General features: G+C 44.3%; 13 protein-coding genes and 4 tRNA genes. 10 read left to right on the top strand and 7 right to left on the bottom strand.

Going from position 1 to position 16901, the window contains the following annotated elements; translation table 11 throughout:
- The first annotated feature begins 2 nt into the window (after positions 1-2).
- Positions 3-1922 carry an EAL domain-containing protein gene (locus tag L5L94_RS15990; RefSeq protein WP_173496181.1) on the top strand — a complete coding sequence of 640 codons (1920 nt, stop codon included), beginning with the start codon at positions 3-5 and terminating at the stop codon, positions 1920-1922.
- A gap of 256 nt (positions 1923-2178) precedes the next feature.
- Here the strand turns inward: L5L94_RS15990 and L5L94_RS15985 are convergent.
- From L5L94_RS15985 to L5L94_RS15970, 4 genes are all read right to left on the bottom strand, one after another.
- Positions 2179-2255: transfer RNA gene (locus tag L5L94_RS15985), tRNA-Pro, on the bottom strand.
- 155 nt (positions 2256-2410) lie between these two features.
- Positions 2411-2487 (bottom strand) — tRNA-Pro (locus L5L94_RS15980).
- Positions 2488-2519: 32 nt separating this feature from the next.
- A tRNA-His gene (locus tag L5L94_RS15975) sits at positions 2520-2595 on the bottom strand.
- A gap of 53 nt (positions 2596-2648) precedes the next feature.
- Positions 2649-2725: transfer RNA gene (locus tag L5L94_RS15970), tRNA-Arg, on the bottom strand.
- A 206-nt stretch (positions 2726-2931) separates the two neighbouring features.
- On the opposite strand from L5L94_RS15970, the gene L5L94_RS15965 reads away from it, so the two are divergent.
- On the top strand, positions 2932-5580 hold the full coding sequence (locus tag L5L94_RS15965) for a diguanylate cyclase domain-containing protein (protein ID WP_263163988.1): 2649 nt from the start codon (positions 2932-2934) through the stop codon (positions 5578-5580).
- Positions 5581-5627: 47 nt separating this feature from the next.
- Here L5L94_RS15965 and rep read toward each other — a convergent pair whose 3' ends face one another.
- Positions 5628-7640, bottom strand: coding sequence for a DNA helicase Rep (gene rep, locus L5L94_RS15960; RefSeq protein WP_212600651.1), 2013 nt, complete (start codon positions 7638-7640; stop codon positions 5628-5630).
- 234 nt (positions 7641-7874) lie between these two features.
- Between rep and ubiK the strand changes: the two genes are divergently transcribed.
- The 3 genes from ubiK to L5L94_RS15945 all read left to right on the top strand — a co-directional run bounded on the left by ubiK (position 7875) and on the right by L5L94_RS15945 (position 8972).
- The gene (gene ubiK, locus L5L94_RS15955; protein WP_006083441.1) at positions 7875-8129 is read left to right on the top strand and encodes a ubiquinone biosynthesis accessory factor UbiK; all 255 of its coding nucleotides are present in this window, start codon (positions 7875-7877) and stop codon (positions 8127-8129) included.
- Positions 8130-8222: 93 nt separating this feature from the next.
- Positions 8223-8588, top strand: coding sequence for a hypothetical protein (locus L5L94_RS15950; protein ID WP_173247981.1), 366 nt, complete (start codon positions 8223-8225; stop codon positions 8586-8588).
- 36 nt (positions 8589-8624) lie between these two features.
- Complete coding sequence (locus L5L94_RS15945; protein WP_168825950.1) at positions 8625-8972, top strand: hypothetical protein; 348 nt, start codon at positions 8625-8627, stop codon at positions 8970-8972.
- Here L5L94_RS15945 and L5L94_RS15940 read toward each other — a convergent pair.
- A complete protein-coding gene (locus tag L5L94_RS15940) occupies positions 8969-10141 on the bottom strand; it encodes a winged helix-turn-helix domain-containing protein (RefSeq protein WP_263163985.1) in 1173 nt (390 codons plus the stop codon). The genes L5L94_RS15945 and L5L94_RS15940 overlap by 4 nt on opposite strands.
- 249 nt (positions 10142-10390) lie before the next feature.
- Here L5L94_RS15940 and L5L94_RS15935 point away from each other — a divergent pair, with 249 nt between their 5' ends.
- The 3 genes from L5L94_RS15935 to L5L94_RS15925 all read left to right on the top strand — a co-directional run bounded on the left by L5L94_RS15935 (position 10391) and on the right by L5L94_RS15925 (position 13479).
- Positions 10391-10921 (top strand): hypothetical protein, encoded by a 531-nt coding sequence (locus tag L5L94_RS15935; RefSeq protein ID WP_263163984.1) that lies wholly within the window; start codon positions 10391-10393, stop codon positions 10919-10921.
- 176 nt (positions 10922-11097) lie between these two features.
- Positions 11098-12576 (top strand): cell envelope integrity protein CreD, encoded by a 1479-nt coding sequence (gene creD / locus L5L94_RS15930; RefSeq protein ID WP_263163982.1) that lies wholly within the window; start codon positions 11098-11100, stop codon positions 12574-12576.
- Positions 12577-12669: 93 nt separating this feature from the next.
- Positions 12670-13479: a phosphatase PAP2 family protein gene (locus L5L94_RS15925; RefSeq protein WP_263187171.1), complete on the top strand. Its 810-nt coding sequence runs from the start codon at positions 12670-12672 to the stop codon at positions 13477-13479.
- Between the two features lie 83 nt (positions 13480-13562).
- Here the strand turns inward: L5L94_RS15925 and L5L94_RS15920 are convergent, their stop codons facing one another.
- Positions 13563-14288: a substrate-binding periplasmic protein gene (locus L5L94_RS15920; protein WP_263163980.1), complete on the bottom strand. Its 726-nt coding sequence runs from the start codon at positions 14286-14288 to the stop codon at positions 13563-13565.
- 189 nt (positions 14289-14477) lie between these two features.
- Here L5L94_RS15920 and L5L94_RS15915 point away from each other — a divergent pair, with 189 nt between their 5' ends.
- Both L5L94_RS15915 and L5L94_RS15910 read left to right on the top strand, forming a co-directional pair.
- On the top strand, positions 14478-14978 hold the full coding sequence (locus L5L94_RS15915) for an Lrp/AsnC family transcriptional regulator (protein WP_105253008.1): 501 nt from the start codon (positions 14478-14480) through the stop codon (positions 14976-14978).
- Between the two features lie 340 nt (positions 14979-15318).
- Entirely contained in the window at positions 15319-16683 is a 1365-nt protein-coding gene (locus L5L94_RS15910) for a sodium-dependent transporter (protein WP_263163978.1), read from the top strand.
- Positions 16684-16901: the final 218 nt, after the last annotated feature.

Raw genomic sequence — 16901 nt, 5'->3', positions numbered from 1 at the left:
AAATGACACTGTTTAGACAGATTTATTCGCTGCTTTTTAGCCTGTTCTTGCTTGTAGTTGCAAGCCTTGGCTATGTGCAATTCACTGAGACTCAAAGCTTTTTAACAAAGCAAATGGAGTCCGATCTAAACAATGCCAGCACTTCACTCGGTCTAATGCTTACCCCAGCACTCGAAGCCGGCGATACCGCAGCGGCAGAAACCTTAGTGAATGTTATTTTTGAAGGTGGTTACTATCAAAATGTAAAATTGACTTGGATGGTCGATGGTAAGCAACAAGAGTGGAATAATCCTTTAAAAATTGAAGATGTCCCTCAATGGTTTATCAATCTAGATCTGTTTAAAACCATAAAAAAACAAAGCACTATCACCTCGGGTTGGCTGCAGCTAGCACAGCTTGAAATCACTGCTCATCCTGGTTTTGGTTATCATGAACTATGGCGAATCATGTCCAATACCATCATAGCCTTCTCACTACTTTTTCTCGTTGCTATTTTTACTGCAAGAGTAGGCTTAACATGGATATTGAAACCTCTCCACACCCTATCTGAACACGCGAAAAGTATCGCAGCACGCCAATTTGGTCCAGACATGGCACTACCCAAAACAACCGAATTAAAAGACTTAGTGACTGCATTTAACAGCATGTCAGCTCAATTGAAACAAGTGTTCCATTCTCTTGACGAAGAGGTTGGCGCGTTACGTAAGAAGAATCTTGTCGATCCCGCGTCAGGCCTGCCTAACCGCCAATATGTAGTAAGTCGTTTAAATGGTTGGTTAAGTGAACCTAGCAGCGGTGCTTTATTCCTCGCCAAACTCGACTGGCTCGAAGAAGTGCACAGTAAATATGGCTATCAAGTTCGAGATGAAACCATACGGATCCTCGCAGAAAAGTTTCAACAGCAATTAAACGAAATAACGCCTTCGGTCATAGGGCGTATTGCCGCCTATGAATTTGCATTTTTAGTGACCGATGTTGAACACGATCAGATCAGTAAATATTTACAAACACTTATCCGTACCATCAATCAAGAAATGTCAAAAGCAGGCTGTAAGCCCAACGAAGACTTTGCTATCGGTATTGCAGAACGTATTGGGCAAATGAATGTATCTGATATTTTGGCCCAAGCCGACAATGCCCTTCAAAAAGCGTTACAAGAGAATAAAACCTTCCACTGGTTTGAAACCACAGAGCAGCAATTATTCACCCGCGAGCAATGGCGCGATAACCTCAGCCATGCTATCAGCAATAAGAAGTTTAAGTTTAGATGGCAACCCATCCAATTTTGCGATGGTGATGGCATAGCGCAACGGGAATTGTATTGCCAATTAGAGCTTGGTGATCAACTCGCTCATGCAGGGCAATTTATGCCGTATATCGAGTTATTATCACTTGGTGCCTTACTCGATAAATGCTTAATTGAAACTGTGTACGAGCAAAAACTGCTCGAGCGGAGCTATGAACCGCTCGCAATTAACTTAACCCACCAAAGTATTAACGATCCTCAGTTCCATGAGTGGCTAAATCAATTTTTGCGAAATGCCGCATTTATTGAGCGTATCTGCTTCGAAATCCCTGAGGCTGGTGTTTATAGTGATCTTAAGTCATGTCAGCACTTATGTAACATCATTCGCGATAACGGTGCTAAGTTTGGTATTGACCACTTTGGTCGTCAGTTTGGCTCTATGTCTTATCTACAGGAATTAAGACCTAGCTATGTGAAACTGGATCAATCCTTCGCCTACTATGATGAGACACACCACAATAGCGAATTGTGCCGCGCCCTAATCAACGTAGCAAAAGGATTGGACATTCAAGTCATAGTGACGGGTATTCAAGAAAAAGCTCAGCTAGAACGTTTTAACGAGCTTAGAACAGATGCCTATCAAGGCTTTATCGCCCCGCCAGTGAATCTTGACTAAGCCGTATTATTAAGAAGTGATTTTGCAAACAAAAAGCTCCGTAAGGAGCTTTTTTTTCTACGGTTGAGTGACTATGCCGATACAGTTCAGCAAATCTGCCAGGTGTAAATAAGAACTGTAGTCAACTTCTATACTCATTAAGGATGCGCTATCAAGCGACAACAAACATGATAATGCAAGTGAGTAAGTTCCATTTCGCCAATGCAAAAAAGCCTCAGTGTATTCATTAATGAATGCTGAGGCTTTTCTACTTATTTGGTCGGTGATAGAGGATTCGAACCTCTGACCCTCTGGTCCCAAACCAGATGCGCTACCGGACTGCGCTAATCACCGTAAATTTTGTACTATTGTTTACATACGCTTAGAGGGTTCCCCCTCTCGTCCACTTTCATCCAAAAAATCAGGATGCGTTATTGGACTGCGCTAATCACCGTAAACATTAACTATTTACTTAACTTACATTAAGCTCGCTAGTCACGCGAAGAATTTGGTCGGTGATAGAGGATTCGAACCTCTGACCCTCTGGTCCCAAACCAGATGCGCTACCGGACTGCGCTAATCACCGAGAATAAAAATCTTTATATCAAAGTAAATGAATGGGGTGACTGATGGGGCTCGAACCCACGACAACCGGAATCACAATCCGGGACTCTACCAACTGAGCTACAATCACCACTGATTTTCACTTACTTTACTAACCTTAAAGCTCACAACTCTATTCGGAAGTGGTGCGCCCAAAAGGATTCGAACCTTCGGCCTCACCCTCCGGAGGGGTGCGCTCTATCCAGCTGAGCTATGGGCGCTCGCCTTGGTTAGCGCCGCATATACTAGGGTCAAATCCCCTTTGAGTCTATAGCTGTTTTGCACTTTTTTTACTGACTGCTCAAGTTTTATCACATTAGCTGACTTTTAAAGCGGAATGCAGCCAAAATATGACTTGGATGTTACAGTATTTCATGCTAATTATAGACTTTGGTAAAAGCAAACATATATTTAACTAGTGAGTATCATGTTTAAGGATGAAGATGAAACTGGCCAGCCGCGTGTGAGTGAAACTGAACGCTTACGCAAAAAAATTATTCGCTTAAAACAATTAGCGCATAAATATAAGCATGCTGAGATCATTCAAAACGCATTACTCGAAATATCCAATATTGCGACTCATGCTTCTTCACTCGAAGAATTCTATGTTGGCGTACATAGCCATCTAAAACAGCTCATTCCCGCTGATAATTTTTTTATTTCAACCCTGGATACTCACACAGGTGAACTCGCCATCCCCTTTTTCGCTGATGAGAAAGATGCCCATCCAGCGGAGCTTTATCCTGAACAATCACTATCTACATTATTACAGCAAGGATTAACAGGCTACGTACTCAGAACTGGGAAAGCTTTGTTGTGTAACAATGACACAGTCAATGAACTGATTGCCGCTGGAGAAATTGTTAATTTAGGTTCTCCCTGTCATCTGTGGCTGGGCGTGCCCATCAAACAAGATGATATAGTAACGGGTGTGTTAGTGGTGCAAACCTATGACACTAATATCAGTTATGGTGAAATCGAACTCGAGTTAATGACGTTCATTTGTCACCATATTGCTGGGGTAATGGAACGGCTAAAACATCAAGAACAATTAGAGCAAGCTATCCAGCAAAGGACAAAAGAACTCAGCCAAGCCTACGATAAGTTAAAACTAGAAGTCTATGAACGGCGTAGAGCTGAACGCTTACAAAAATCACTGTTCGAAATCGCCGAGCTAGCAAGTTCCAGTGCAGACAACCCAGACTTTTATGCCCAATTGCATAATGTTATTCGACATTTAATTCCGGCCAATAACTGCTATATCGCCCTATTAAACGACACAGAAACCCACCTCACGTTTCCTTTTTATGTATCGCAATTAGCCAATAAGCACCCAGGCACTCGGCCGCTACAAGACGGCTTAACCGAATATGTGCTCAAACATAAGCGCCCACTATTGCTAGATCAAAGCAGTATCAATGCATTAATTGCCTCTGGTGAGCTGTATTCCCAAGCGCCAGCGTTAAATCATACTCAAACCATGCATCAGTGGATCGGAATCCCGCTTTTTATCCATGATCAAGTTCGTGGTGCGTTAACGATTTACAGTTTTAGCATGACACAGAATTACCAAGTTAAAGACTTAGAATTACTGACATTTGTATCACAACATATAGGCTCGGCTATCGAGAAAAAGCTGTCCGCAGAGTCCTTACAACGCAGTTATGAAGAGCTAGAAGAAAAGGTTATTGATCGTACCAAAGCGTTAGCCGAACTGAATAAAAGTCTTGAGAAAGAAATTCAACAACGCCGTAGTATGGAAGCCAAGCTAGTTCACGATGCCAAACATGATGCACTCACAGGCCTTCCTAATCGCGCTATGTTTATGGAGCGTTTATCTCAAGCGATCAAGCATGTTCGTCGCCATAGCTTAGAACAGTTTGCCCTACTGTTTATCGACCTCGACCGCTTCAAACAGATTAACGATACTATGGGACACCTAGAGGGTGATAAATTCTTAATTGAGACGGCAAGCCGCCTCAAGTCCTGCATTCGTGATAACGACACCTTAGCGCGACTCGGTGGCGATGAGTTTGTGATACTGCTCGATAGCATTAACAACATCAACGACGCGAAAGATATATCAGAAAGAGTGATCCAAAAAATATCCCAGCCCTATCGACTTGGCACAATGGAATTTAGTTCTGGAGCCAGTATCGGTATCACCATCAGTGGCAAACACAGAATTGATACCAGTGAATCTATGTTACGTAATGCAGATACTGCCATGTATCAGGCGAAAGCCAATGGTAAAGGTTGCTATGTTATTTTTGATGATAACGCCCAACATCAGGCCATGCAGGATGTCGAGTTAGAAACTGAATTTAGACATGCATTACACCATGCTGAAATACAGCTTAGTTACTTACCAGTAGTCAATTTTAAAACAGGTCAAGTGCATGCATTAGAAAGCCGCCTGTTCTGGCAACATCCGCAGCGTGGGCTCTTACAGCAGGAACAACTTAGCACGCTTGCTGAACAGTCACACCTTACCGTTGAGCTCGATAAATATACGATCAGCATCATAGATAGCAGCTATCCCCAACTCCTCAAACAACATGATGAATCTGTTGAATTACATGTCATGCTTTCGAGCCAACATCTCAAGCATAAGCATGTACTGCGCAGTTTGAAAAACACTCTCAAGCAAACCCAGTTAAACCTGAGCCATTTGTGGTTATTCTTCAATGAAAAAGCCCTAGTGCAAGAAACTGAAAATCATATCAATGGCTTTGAATTGTTGCAGAAACTCGGGGTAAAACTCGGCATCAGCCAATACGGTAGCGGCTATAGTGCATTAAATAGCTTATTGTTTCTGCCGATAAAAGGCTTAAAACTCGATGCCAACCTCACCAAACAAATACAAGGCGAGCAACAGCTTAAGTTAATGTCAGCCTATCAAAAAACGGCATCAACCTTAGAGCTTCAAACCTTTGTCGATGGCATTGATAACCCTGAACAAAAACGTATCTTCAGTGAACTGGGTTATCAGCTGGGCCAGGGGGCTTCTTTAGCCGACACTTTTACCTTATGTGAAACCCAACCACAGATATGTGCTCAGCTCGAATATGCCTAGTAAAAAATAAGTAGCTGATTTAAAAGAATAGTAAGCGAAACCGCTCGCTATTTTTTAAACATATCTCTTAAGCTAGAAATATTTGCTCGCCCCGTTTGCATCCGCTCCTGTTCCGTTTGTTGTGGCTTACGATTTTCCCACACCACATCATCTTGAGGTAACTCAAGTAAGAAACGGCTTGGTTCACAACGCATGGTTTCACCAAATTGGCGCCTTTCGCGGCAGAGGGTGAACCAAAGCTCTCGTTGAGCTCGAGTAATACCCACATACGCCAACCGACGCTCCTCATCGACATTGTCTTCGTCTATGCTGGTCTGATGGGGCAAGATACGTTCTTCTACCCCAACCATAAACACAAACGGGAACTCTAGGCCCTTAGAGGCATGCAAGGTCATCAACTGCACCTGATCGCCGCCTTCATCCTCACTATTGCGCTCCATCATGTCCCTGAGCGTCAATCGAGTCACCACCTCTGGTAGAGTCATAGCTTCATCTAACTCATCACCCGCGAGCATCTCAGTCACCCAACGGTAAAGCTCTGAGATATTTTTCATCCGCATTTCAGCGGCCTTGGCACTGGTGCTGGTTTCGTATAAGTAATCTTCATAATTGATCTTACGGATCAAATGCTTCACCGCCTCGACGGGTTCACCACGTTCAGCATGATCCCCAGTCTCCACGATAAAACGACCAAACTGATACAAAGATGACATAGCCGCAGGCGGTAAATGATGATTCAGTTCAGGCTCAAAAATCGCCGCAAACATAGAAATATGCTTCTCGTTGGCAAAATTACCTAAACGCTCTAAGGTTGATGGACCTATGCCACGTTTAGGCAAATTAACGATGCGCAGGAAAGCATTATCGTCATCGGGATTCACCACGAGCTTTAGATAGCCCATGATGTCTTTAATTTCAGCACGAGCAAAAAATGACGTACCACCACTCAATTTATAAGGAATACGGTTCGTCATCAGTGCGCGTTCGAGTAACCGTGATTGATGGTTGCCCCGATACAAAATCGCATAATCGCCAAACTGAGTACGGCCAACAAACTTGTGCCGCACAATTTCGGCAACAACACGTTCAGCCTCTTGCTCCTCATTGGCGGCAAACAGCACCCGCAACGGCTCACCATAGGCAAGCTCGCTAAACAGGGCTTTATCGTAAACATGGGGATTATTAGCGATAAGAATGTTAGCAGCCCGTAGGATCCGCTGGCTAGAACGGTAGTTCTGCTCCAGTTTAATCAGCTTAAGCTGCGGAAAATCTTTACCCAATAACACGAGGTTTTGTGGCTTAGCACCGCGCCATGAATAGATAGACTGATCGTCGTCCCCCACCACAGTAAAGCGTGCCCGATCACCCACTAACAGCTTTACCATTTCATATTGGCTGGTATTAGTATCTTGATATTCGTCCACCAGCAAATATTGGATCTTGGTTTGCCAGCGCGTCCGCACTTCTTCATGGTGGCGTAACAATAAGGTTGGCATCAGAATCAAATCGTCAAAATCTAAAGCGTTATAGGCTTTCATATGTTGAGCATAACGCTGATACAACATGGCAAATAAGTGCTGTTGCTCATCTTTAGCGATTTTGCGTGCATGCTCGGGAATAATTAAGCCACCCTTCCAGTTTGAAATGGTACTGGCGAGTGCCTTGAGTAAATCTTTATCTTCATCCAACTCGTCTTGGGTTAACTCTTTGAGCAGTGCCAAGGTATCTTGATCATCAAACAGCGAAAAGCCTGGCTTTAAGCCTAAGACCTTATGCTCGCGTTTAATGATCTCAAGCCCTAAAGTATGGAAGGTCGAAATCCACAGACCTCTGGCTTCCTTGCGGCCCATCGACTGAGCGACCCGCTCTTTCATCTCGCGGGCAGCCTTATTGGTAAAGGTCACCGCCGCGATATTACGCGCCTTATAGCCACATTTTTCGACCAAGTAAGCGATTTTATTGATAATTACGCGCGTTTTACCACTACCCGCACCCGCCAATACTAGGCAAGGGCCTGAAACATAATGAACAGCATCGTTTTGGGCGGGATTGAGTTTCATCTTTGCGCAATATCCAAACAAGTCGACAGAAAGGGATGGGATCATAGCAGAATCGACAGTTTTAAGGCTAACAAATCCCCGCTTAGGTTGAGCAGAACTCAACTCTGTAGATAAGCCTCTCCGTGATATAAACCCCAACAACAGCCAACTAAAGTGTTCACGCGTCTGCTTTACTTTTGAAAGCTAACGTACTGAGTTACAATCGAGCTATTCAGTAAAGAGGCGGACAAGATTATGATCAATCCAAAGAAAATCGAAGAAATGGCGAAACAATTGAGCGAAAGTTTGCCCAGCGGTCTAAAGCAATTTGCCGGTGAATTTGAAGAGCGCAGTAAGCAAGTACTGCAAAATCAATTGCTCAAGTTGGATATGGTTTCCCGTGAAGAATTTGATGTGCAGCAACATGTACTACTGAAAACCCGCGAAAAATTAGAAGCCCTACAAGCTCAAGTCAATGAGTTAGAAAAAAAGCTCAACGCGGCGGGCTAACTTATCATGCATGTTTGAAAGAGCACAGTTAGCGATAGCGCAGCTGTGCTTTTTGTTTTTAACACTTCAAGCATTGAGTCACTTGGGGAAATAATGCAACAACTCGCCAGCTATATCCTTGCTATTGAAGGCTATCCAAGCCCTGTCTACGTGGTAAGCCAATCAAACGAGCAGCAAACCTATCACGATGATAATGTGGAGATTTGTGAGTCCATAACGCTTTATCACTTCGATAACGGGGTTGTGATTAGCAAGCTAAGCGAGCAAGATAAACAAGCTTATGAGTCAGACATGGTTTGTGAAGATTATTGGCTCAGCTATCGGGTTGTAACAGCTCATATTGCGATTTCGCCGCAGCAAAAATCCTTTAGCAATCTATGTCAGCAAAGCTTTTGGCTTAAGATGCAGCAAGGGCTGGCAGTAAAGCCACCGCTGCAACCAGAGCATAAACAGACTTAATGCTTTAGCGTCGAACAATCAAGGAATGAAGCTACAATGGATGTCACAATCAGCACACACTATCAGGACTATCTTCTTTGGGGATTATTGTTGCTTGGTGGCCTGCCGCTACTCACTTATCCTGGTGTGCTTCTCGCCAGTTTGATGGGACTGGCCAGTCAATCAAGCATTAAACCCGCTTTTATCTATCGATTGATGAATCAGTGTTTTCTATGGGGAAGCCTAATTTATCCCGCCGTGTATATCCCCTGTTATCGCATTACGAGCGATAGCACTGCGACTTCTTCATCTTTAGTCATTGCTGCGTTGCCACTGCTGTATCTAATCTTACTGTATGGCTGCTTTCGCTTTATGGATGCTCCAACTAAAGAGACAAATAATTAAAGCTTTTGTTGGCGAGCATACTTTTGCTTAAGGCCTTTATGGTTAGCCTTAACTAACTTCCAGCGGTCACAACCATTGAAACGAGCATATTCACTGACTGCGATATCAAAGGCCGCACAGAAATCCTCATCTAAGCCATTCACCATCACGCCCTCTTCTAAAATCAATTGCTGTAATAGCAATAGGTTAGCTTGACGATCGGCTTTAACATCCACGCGGCCAACAAAAGTGTCGCGCCACAGAATTGCTAAAGAATAATAACCATACTGACGCTTTTCGGCTGGGACATAGACTTCGATTTGATAATCAAAATCAAACCATTGCTTTAACCTTTGCCGTTGGATCAATAAATTATCGAAGGGATTAAGCAGCCACACTTTATTAGGTAATGGTGCATTTAGCTGTAATGAAGGGCGATAAAAGTAGCTTTGGCCCGCAGCCTTAAAACACGCTAATAGCCCGTGAGCTAACAACTCTGCCAATTCTTGGGCTACAGCTGATTTCATACCTTTGCGTAAATAAGCCATTTGCGCCGCAGTACCGAAGGCGTGGGCATCAAGATAACGATCAATTAGATAGCGGGTAAATTCACTATCTGTCGGTACTTTGGCATTTACATCTTGTGGCAGCACACGCGCGGTAAGATCGTAAACCTTTTGAAATTTCTCCCGCCGCACCACCATCAACTCACCACGCATAAAGAGCTGCTCTAGGGCTTTTTTCGCAGGTTTCCAATCCCACCAGGTACCGTTTTTAGCTTCACTATGTTCAAAATCACTGGCCTTGAGTGGCCCTTCTGCGAGGATTCGCGCCCGCACTTCCTGCATTATTTTATCGTCGGGCTCAAACCAATGCTTACCGCCATTTTGCAGCAGCTGTTTACGCTGCAAACTAAAACGGTAATCGGCAATTGGTAAATAAGCTGCCGCATGGGACCAATATTCGAAAATCTCTCCTTTGGCTAAAGCCATATCGAGCATCTTTGGCTGATATTCTGGCATACGACTATGCAGCACATGATGATGCGCTCGCTCAACCACGTTGATAGAGTCAATTTGTACATAACTGAGACGTGAAATTGCCTCGGTGACAGAGGTATATGGTTGCAATAATCCTTGCTGCTGCATATTTAATTGCAGCCACTCGCGGGGTGAAAAGGGATTAGACATCGATTCTCCAAATTCAACGACAAGCAAATACCAAACCAGAGAAAAAAACATAACAAACTGAAAATAAAGGTATTTATCACACTATTCAACGAGTAGGTTTGTGAAATGTACGCACAAGTCTACTCACTAGGCAGTATCTTCGGATAACATAAGCCATTTATACCTTAACGGCTATCGGTTTACCTGTCCGTTAGTTTCACGACTCGAAATAGAGCCTATCTGGCATAGGCTCTTCATTAAGGATTGATGATGAATATCTACTATCGCCAAGCACAACTCTGCGGCCGCAAAACGGGTAATGGCACTAAGCTGCCATTTTTGATGAATATCTTGTATTCACTTGCTGCTAAAAATGGCGATCACCAGCCCTTTTCAATGGATGACATTAACGCCGTACTGTTTAATCAGCATCAGTCGATTGGTTGCTCTATCGAGGCGCCGCTACCGATAGTGAGTTGGCGCACCGAAGCGATAGAGTATGAGTTATTTAAAGGCGAAGAGCTGGTGTACCTGCCCCAATGTATCATCTTTAGCAATGGCGCCATTGCCTATGTCATTGTCGTCATGGGTGATGAGTATGAGCTGCGTATTTGGCCCGATTACAATAACCGTGATCGAGAAAAACACCACTGGTTTTCCCACCATGCCGTAGTCTATTCCGCAGAACTTGACGTCTTTAAACAAAGCTTCGAAGCACTGCTCAAACATATTAAAAAAGAAAATGACTACGAGAAAAAACACCCAAAATTTGGCAAAGACATCCCACTATCAGATTCATAAACTTGAATAATGAGTATGGATTTAGCGGCAATCGCCATAATTTTGCCACTATTGATCAGCAACTTGCCCGCAACTTTTGTAAAAAAATCTGTTTTAATACCCGCCGTGATACCGAGTTAACTCTGCACAATCTTAGCGGATAAGTCTCGGTCGTATTTCATAGGGAATGAAATTCAATGTTCAGCATTATTTTCTGGGTACTCACCCTACTTAGTTTGGCCTTATTTGGTAGCGCAGCCTATTTAGTGGTGCGAGCACTCCTCAAAAAATTTAATCGAAGTCAAGGAATCGATATGTCAGCACAAGAACCGTGGGCAGTAGCCACCGCAAAGGGAACGGCATTAAAAAACACCACCTTATTAAAAGCCTTAACCATTGGCATACTGTCAATCCTCGCGTTGATCCCGCTGGGGATCATTATGGATATGACTTCTGATCGCCAAGCCCTTTACCACAGCGTTGTCGATGAAATCGGCCGTTCATGGGGTGAGCAGCAAACCCTCTCAGGTCCTGCGCTGGTGATCCCTTACAGCTATTTTGTGTTGCAAGAAGAAGTCAGTAACGACGGTAAAACTCGCCATGAAGTGAAGCGTACCTATCAAGATGAGCTAGTGATCCTACCGAAAAAGCTCACCCTCGACTTAGACCTAAAACATGATTTTCGCACCCGTGGCATTTATCAATCGCTGGTGTATAACGCAGCTCTACAAGGTCAGGCCGACTTCAGCCTTAACCGTTATGATATTCCTAACCTTATCGCCTTCGATAACAAAAATGCCCGGTTAGTCTTTGGGGTGTCATCGAATCAAGCAATTGATAAAGTAGAAAAAATTGAAATCACCGGTGAATCGACATTACTCTCTGGATCACTGATGTCTGGCACGGGGTTAACCACTGGCGGTTTAGAAAAAGGCTTTAATCAAAAGATCCAAGTCAGCGAAGCGAGTGATTTTAGTGTGGATTTTGCCATGACACTACGCGGCTCTCAGTCTATCAGCGCATTGCCACTAGGCGAGCAAACGCTAATCAATATTCGCGCCGACTGGCCGCATCCAAGCTTTAAGGGATTATTACCCGCAGAACGGGACATCAACGCGCAAGGCTTTACTGCAAGTTGGAATATCAGCCACTTAACCCGTAACTATCCACAAGAGTTTATTAAGAGTAATCAATCGACTCTCACTGAAGTGTCGGCCAATGCGATTTTATTCGAACCAGTGACTCACTACGGCAAGATTGATCGCTCGGTAAAATACGGCCTACTGTTTATCGTGCTGACTTTTATCATGTTGTTTATCTTCGAAATCGGACAAAAAACCAGCCTAAGCACGATTCAATATGTGTTAGTCGGCAGCGCCATGGCCTTGTTCTATTTGCTACTACTCTCGCTATCTGAACATCTAGCCTTCTTGCATGCCTATTTAATTGCCGCCTGTATTCCCGTGCTGTCGGTATCGGCTTATGTAGGGAGTGCCACAGCAAGTATTAAGCGCGGTGCATTAGTAGGCATCATGCTGGTGAGTTTATATGCCGTGCTGTACTCGATACTGCAACTGGAAGATTACGCCCTATTGATGGGCTCAGGTTTACTGTTAGTCGTACTGTTGATTTTGATGTTCGTGACTAGGCATCACCCTAAGAACACGGCGCAATAGCGCCCTACCGATCCACCCTTGAAGACCCCCGACAGCACCATCTTTTGCTGTCGGGATTTTTTTATTGGCAAAACCATTGCCGCGTTGTAGCCTATGGCGTTTTATGAAGAGGCTTATATTTTGACCCATAGCGTCTATCTTTTACGCCGTTTAGGTTTAGCTTGGATACTGTTGGCAACCATTCCGGGCTTACTATTACTGACACAGAATCAGCTGTTTCCACTGATCGATCTGCACTCTACCTTAGCCAAAACCTTATATTGGATTACCATGACAGGTACTGCGCCCTATGGCGTCGTAACAGTCTTGTTTGTATTGGCGATCGCCTATCGTCATATGCCTAAACCACTCTTTATAAGTTTATTTTTTGCCATCAGCCTCAGCCAAGTTATCAGTTTAGGCTTAAGCCACACCCTCAAATCCTATTTTAAAGAACCCAGACCTAATCTCGTTTTTCTAGCAGAACAAGCACTGCCTAAGCATGAACCGCTTTCACTCGATGCCTTTTATCAATTGGATAAACAGTCACGTTCAAAGACAATTGCCAATGCACTCGATGGCTTGATCGCTGCAGAACCCGCCTTAAAACTCGACTCACGGATCCATCAGCATTGGGAAGATGAAATCGGCTATTCTTTTCCTTCGGGACATACCATTTTTGCTGTGACGCTAGTGCTTACCGCCAGCTACTATTTGCTACTCGCTGGATTACCTAGCTTAGTCATGGCGTTATGGAGCTGGGGATTTTTGATGGGATTAAGCCGTATGCTGCTTGGCATGCATTGGCCACAGGATGTGCTGTTTTCAACCTTTTTAGCCGCCATCATCAGCGGATGTAGCGTGTTCTTTGTCAGTAAGTTGCGTCCACTCTCGCATGCGTTTGCTAAAGGATCTGAGCGCTAACGCTGTTAATTCAGCGTCTGGATTTGGCTGTCGACTCACATACGACAGCTTCAAACACTATGAAGTTAAATACTTAGGCATTGCTAAGCACTGCCTAAGTATTTTGCCACTAGAGCCTGATAAATTCCATTGGCCTTAATTCTAGCGAGCCCTTGATTGAAAGTATCCCGCGCCACTGAGTTGTGGAACACCATTCGATAGGATGTTGGGGGGAAAATAAAGTGGTAGCTTAATGCTTGCTGGGTATCAACATCATCCTCAACGAACTTATTCAGTTGAGCGAATATATAACGATCGGCAATCACAGTATTAATGCGACCTAAGTACAACATACGGTTCTGGCTTAATTGGCTATCGACTTCACGATAAATAGTCTGTTGCGCTACGGCATTAAACTCAGGGCCAAGTAAGAAGCGAGCATTTTCAAAAGCGGCGACACTGTACTTTTTAAGATCCACAATACGTGTTATTTCAAGGTGTTGTTCGGCCAAACTGATCGCCACATTGGTATATTCAACATAATCATTGGACCAATAACCATCAACGCCATTTGCAGGGTTCATCGTCATTACAGCATCTAATCGATCTTTATTGAAATATAAAACTTGGCGTTTACGAGAGTAGAATTTGAAGTTGACTGGCTGCCCCATTTCCTTAAACGCGGCCTTAATAATCTCGATCTCAAGCCCTGATTCAGCATCTTCGATAATATAAGGCGGTCGATTTAGAGCGCTACCAATGGTTAACGATGCAGAAAATGCATAAGTCGGTAATATGAATAAGCAGATTAGCAACAAACTCAAGCGCATACAGTGTCTCACTCTTATTAGTATCATAACAATAGCGGTAAATAACGGGAGTTCCAAACAGCACGACTCCCAAAATCTCTATCCGTTATCACTGTCACAACCTTAAAATGTCTCATTTGATCAAGATTTTTGGCAAAGTCCGCGAAGACTGGCAAACTAGAGGCTGACTCAGTTAACCCTAAGCTTTCAATGACAGACACTCACCCCTACAAACTCGATCAACTCGATTTAACAATTCTGCGCTTACTGCAAACTCACGGCAGATTATCGAATCTCGAACTGGCCAATAAAGTCGGACTATCGCCATCTCCTTGCTCGCGCCGTGTTAAAGCCTTAGAAGAAGCGGGTTATATTGCCGATTATGCAACGCGTCTGTCGGCGGATAAGTTCAACCTGCATTTGACCGCGTATATCCATGTTCGAATGGAGAAACATACGCCGGCGATTCTCAATCAATTTGAAACCAATGCACTCGCCTACGAAGAAGTCCAAGAATGCGCGCTGATCACGGGCTCTGAGGCCGACTATCAACTTAAAGTGCTAGTACAAGATATGGCGCACTTTCGCACTTTCCTGTTAGATAAACTCACGACCAACGTGCATATCGCAGGGGTGCATTCCAGCTTTGTCCTCAAAAAGGTTAAGGACCACACGGCCATTCCCTTAGGGCACGTCAACATTCAAGCATAAGCCAACACTCAACAGTCACAGCAAACACCGCAAACAAGACAGCGGCACAAGTAACAGTCATAGCACAAAATAGCGGTTAGACATCTGCCATACGGTATTTTTTGACCATAAGATCACAATTCAATGAATTTTTATCATCGCAATGATTCGCCAAATCTCAACCATCAGTCGCACCTGATAGCAATAAAATCTCGCACAAAACAGATAGGCGGCACACAACATTAACTTATAGTCAAAAACCGATAAATTATTGCAAATTAACACCAAATTAACGCACTAAAATTGCGTTGAAATCCTAATTTATCCGCCTAAGATACGCCTTCTTTTTACGGGAGGCACAATGCAATCGGCCAATACAAGTTCGACTAACCACTTCAGCTCACGCTTAGGTTTTATCATGGCGGCAGCCGGTAGCGCCGTTGGTGTAGGTAACATTTGGGGATTCCCCACCCAAGCAGCCACCCATGGCGGCGGAGCCTTTTTGCTGGTTTACCTAGTACTGATTTTCATCCTAGGCATTCCCATGTTAATGGCCGAACTCATGATAGGTCGCCACGGACAGACCAATCCCGCCGATGCCATGGGCAAACTCGGCTTCAACACCCTAACTCGCGGTTTAGGCAAGGCGATAGGTTTGATTTCCATCGTCACCGCGGGATTAATCTATACCTTCTACAGCATTCTTTCTGGCTGGTTTGTCAGCTTTGCCATCGCGCCTATCGCCACAGCCTTTGGCTCGAATGATACCGCCGCTTGGCTAGTGGATTTTTCGCTGTCACGTAATCTGGTGTTTACACTGATCTTCAGCACGCTGGTGTTTCTGGTATTACTGCAAGGCGTGCAAGAAGGCATAGAAAAATGGTCGAAACGCTTAATGCCGTTATTACTGATCATGCTGATCGCGGGCGTGGCGTATATCTTCACCCTAAATGGTGCGAGCGAAGGGATAAGCGCGCTACTAACACCTAACTTTACCAAGGCACTGGCGCCAGATACCTTGATCAGCGCGCTCGGACAAACCTTCTTCTCCCTTACCATAGGCACAGGTGCCATGATGGTGTACGGCAGTTATCTGAACCAAAAAGAGAATATCGCTAAACTGACCGTCTGGGTTGCCTTTACCGACAGCGGCATCGCCTTTCTCGCCGCCTTTTTAATCATCCCAGCCATGTATGTGGCCCAGCACAATGGCGTGCAGATTTTTAACGCCGAGGGTAAATTACTCGATTCGGATGCATTGGTGTTTACTGTCTTACCCGCGTTATTTTCCACCTTAGGCGATACGGCTAACCTCATCATCAGCGTGATTTTCTTTATTCTGCTGATCATCGCGGGTTTAACCTCGGCCATATCCATCGCCGAAGTGCCGACGAGTTATGTGATGCAAAAGTTCGGACTCAGCCGTCAACGCGCCACCTTGATCATCGGCCTATTACTGACCTCATTATCCCTATTGCTGGCGGTATTTTTTGAGACACTATTTAGTTTCACCATAATGCTGACCACCCAAATCGCCCAGCCGCTGGTCGCCCTCGGTATTGCGGTTTACTTAGGTTGGATTTGGCGCCAAACCCAGTTGCTCAAAGCCATTCGTGGGCAAGAAGGCGTGGATAGCACAGGACTTTTTTGGCGCATTTGGCCAAGGTATGTGAAGTATGTTTGCCCTGTGCTGATTATCGCCATAGCCATCAGGCAATTTTTGTAACCCTTTGAAAAAATAAAAAATCCCCGCTAAGTGCGGGGATTTTTTATTTAGCAATTGATGCACTAATTAACTACTTTAAAATAATCAGCAAAGTCTTGCTGCCGCCAATAGTGAATGCGATGACAGCCGGATTTTTTCAATCTATCGATGACGTTGAACTGTTAGGGTAAGGCTGGATTGAAACGAAAGGGGATGTAAACAGCAGCCTTAAGAGATTA

This window comes from Shewanella sp. SM21, from assembly GCF_025654335.1.
Lineage (GTDB): Bacteria > Pseudomonadota > Gammaproteobacteria > Enterobacterales > Shewanellaceae > Shewanella > Shewanella oncorhynchi.
Note: the sequence above shows the minus strand (reverse complement) of the source record. Positions and strands in the feature narration are given on the sequence as shown.

Coding starts and splice junctions, on each gene's coding strand:
- ubiK (WP_006083441.1), top strand. CDS start 7,875: ATGATCAATCCAAAGAAAATCGAAGAAATGGCGAAACAATTGAGCGAA.
- L5L94_RS15945 (WP_168825950.1), top strand. CDS start 8,625: ATGGATGTCACAATCAGCACACACTATCAGGACTATCTTCTTTGGGGA.
- L5L94_RS15935 (WP_263163984.1), top strand. CDS start 10,391: ATGAATATCTACTATCGCCAAGCACAACTCTGCGGCCGCAAAACGGGT.
- L5L94_RS15940 (WP_263163985.1), bottom strand. CDS start 10,141: ATGTCTAATCCCTTTTCACCCCGCGAGTGGCTGCAATTAAATATGCAG.
- L5L94_RS15925 (WP_263187171.1), top strand. CDS start 12,670: ATGGCGTTTTATGAAGAGGCTTATATTTTGACCCATAGCGTCTATCTT.
- rep (WP_212600651.1), bottom strand. CDS start 7,640: ATGAAACTCAATCCCGCCCAAAACGATGCTGTTCATTATGTTTCAGGC.
- L5L94_RS15915 (WP_105253008.1), top strand. CDS start 14,478: ATGACAGACACTCACCCCTACAAACTCGATCAACTCGATTTAACAATT.
- L5L94_RS15965 (WP_263163988.1), top strand. CDS start 2,932: ATGTTTAAGGATGAAGATGAAACTGGCCAGCCGCGTGTGAGTGAAACT.
- L5L94_RS15920 (WP_263163980.1), bottom strand. CDS start 14,288: ATGCGCTTGAGTTTGTTGCTAATCTGCTTATTCATATTACCGACTTAT.
- L5L94_RS15950 (WP_173247981.1), top strand. CDS start 8,223: ATGCAACAACTCGCCAGCTATATCCTTGCTATTGAAGGCTATCCAAGC.
- L5L94_RS15990 (WP_173496181.1), top strand. CDS start 3: ATGACACTGTTTAGACAGATTTATTCGCTGCTTTTTAGCCTGTTCTTG.
- L5L94_RS15910 (WP_263163978.1), top strand. CDS start 15,319: ATGCAATCGGCCAATACAAGTTCGACTAACCACTTCAGCTCACGCTTA.
- creD (WP_263163982.1), top strand. CDS start 11,098: ATGTTCAGCATTATTTTCTGGGTACTCACCCTACTTAGTTTGGCCTTA.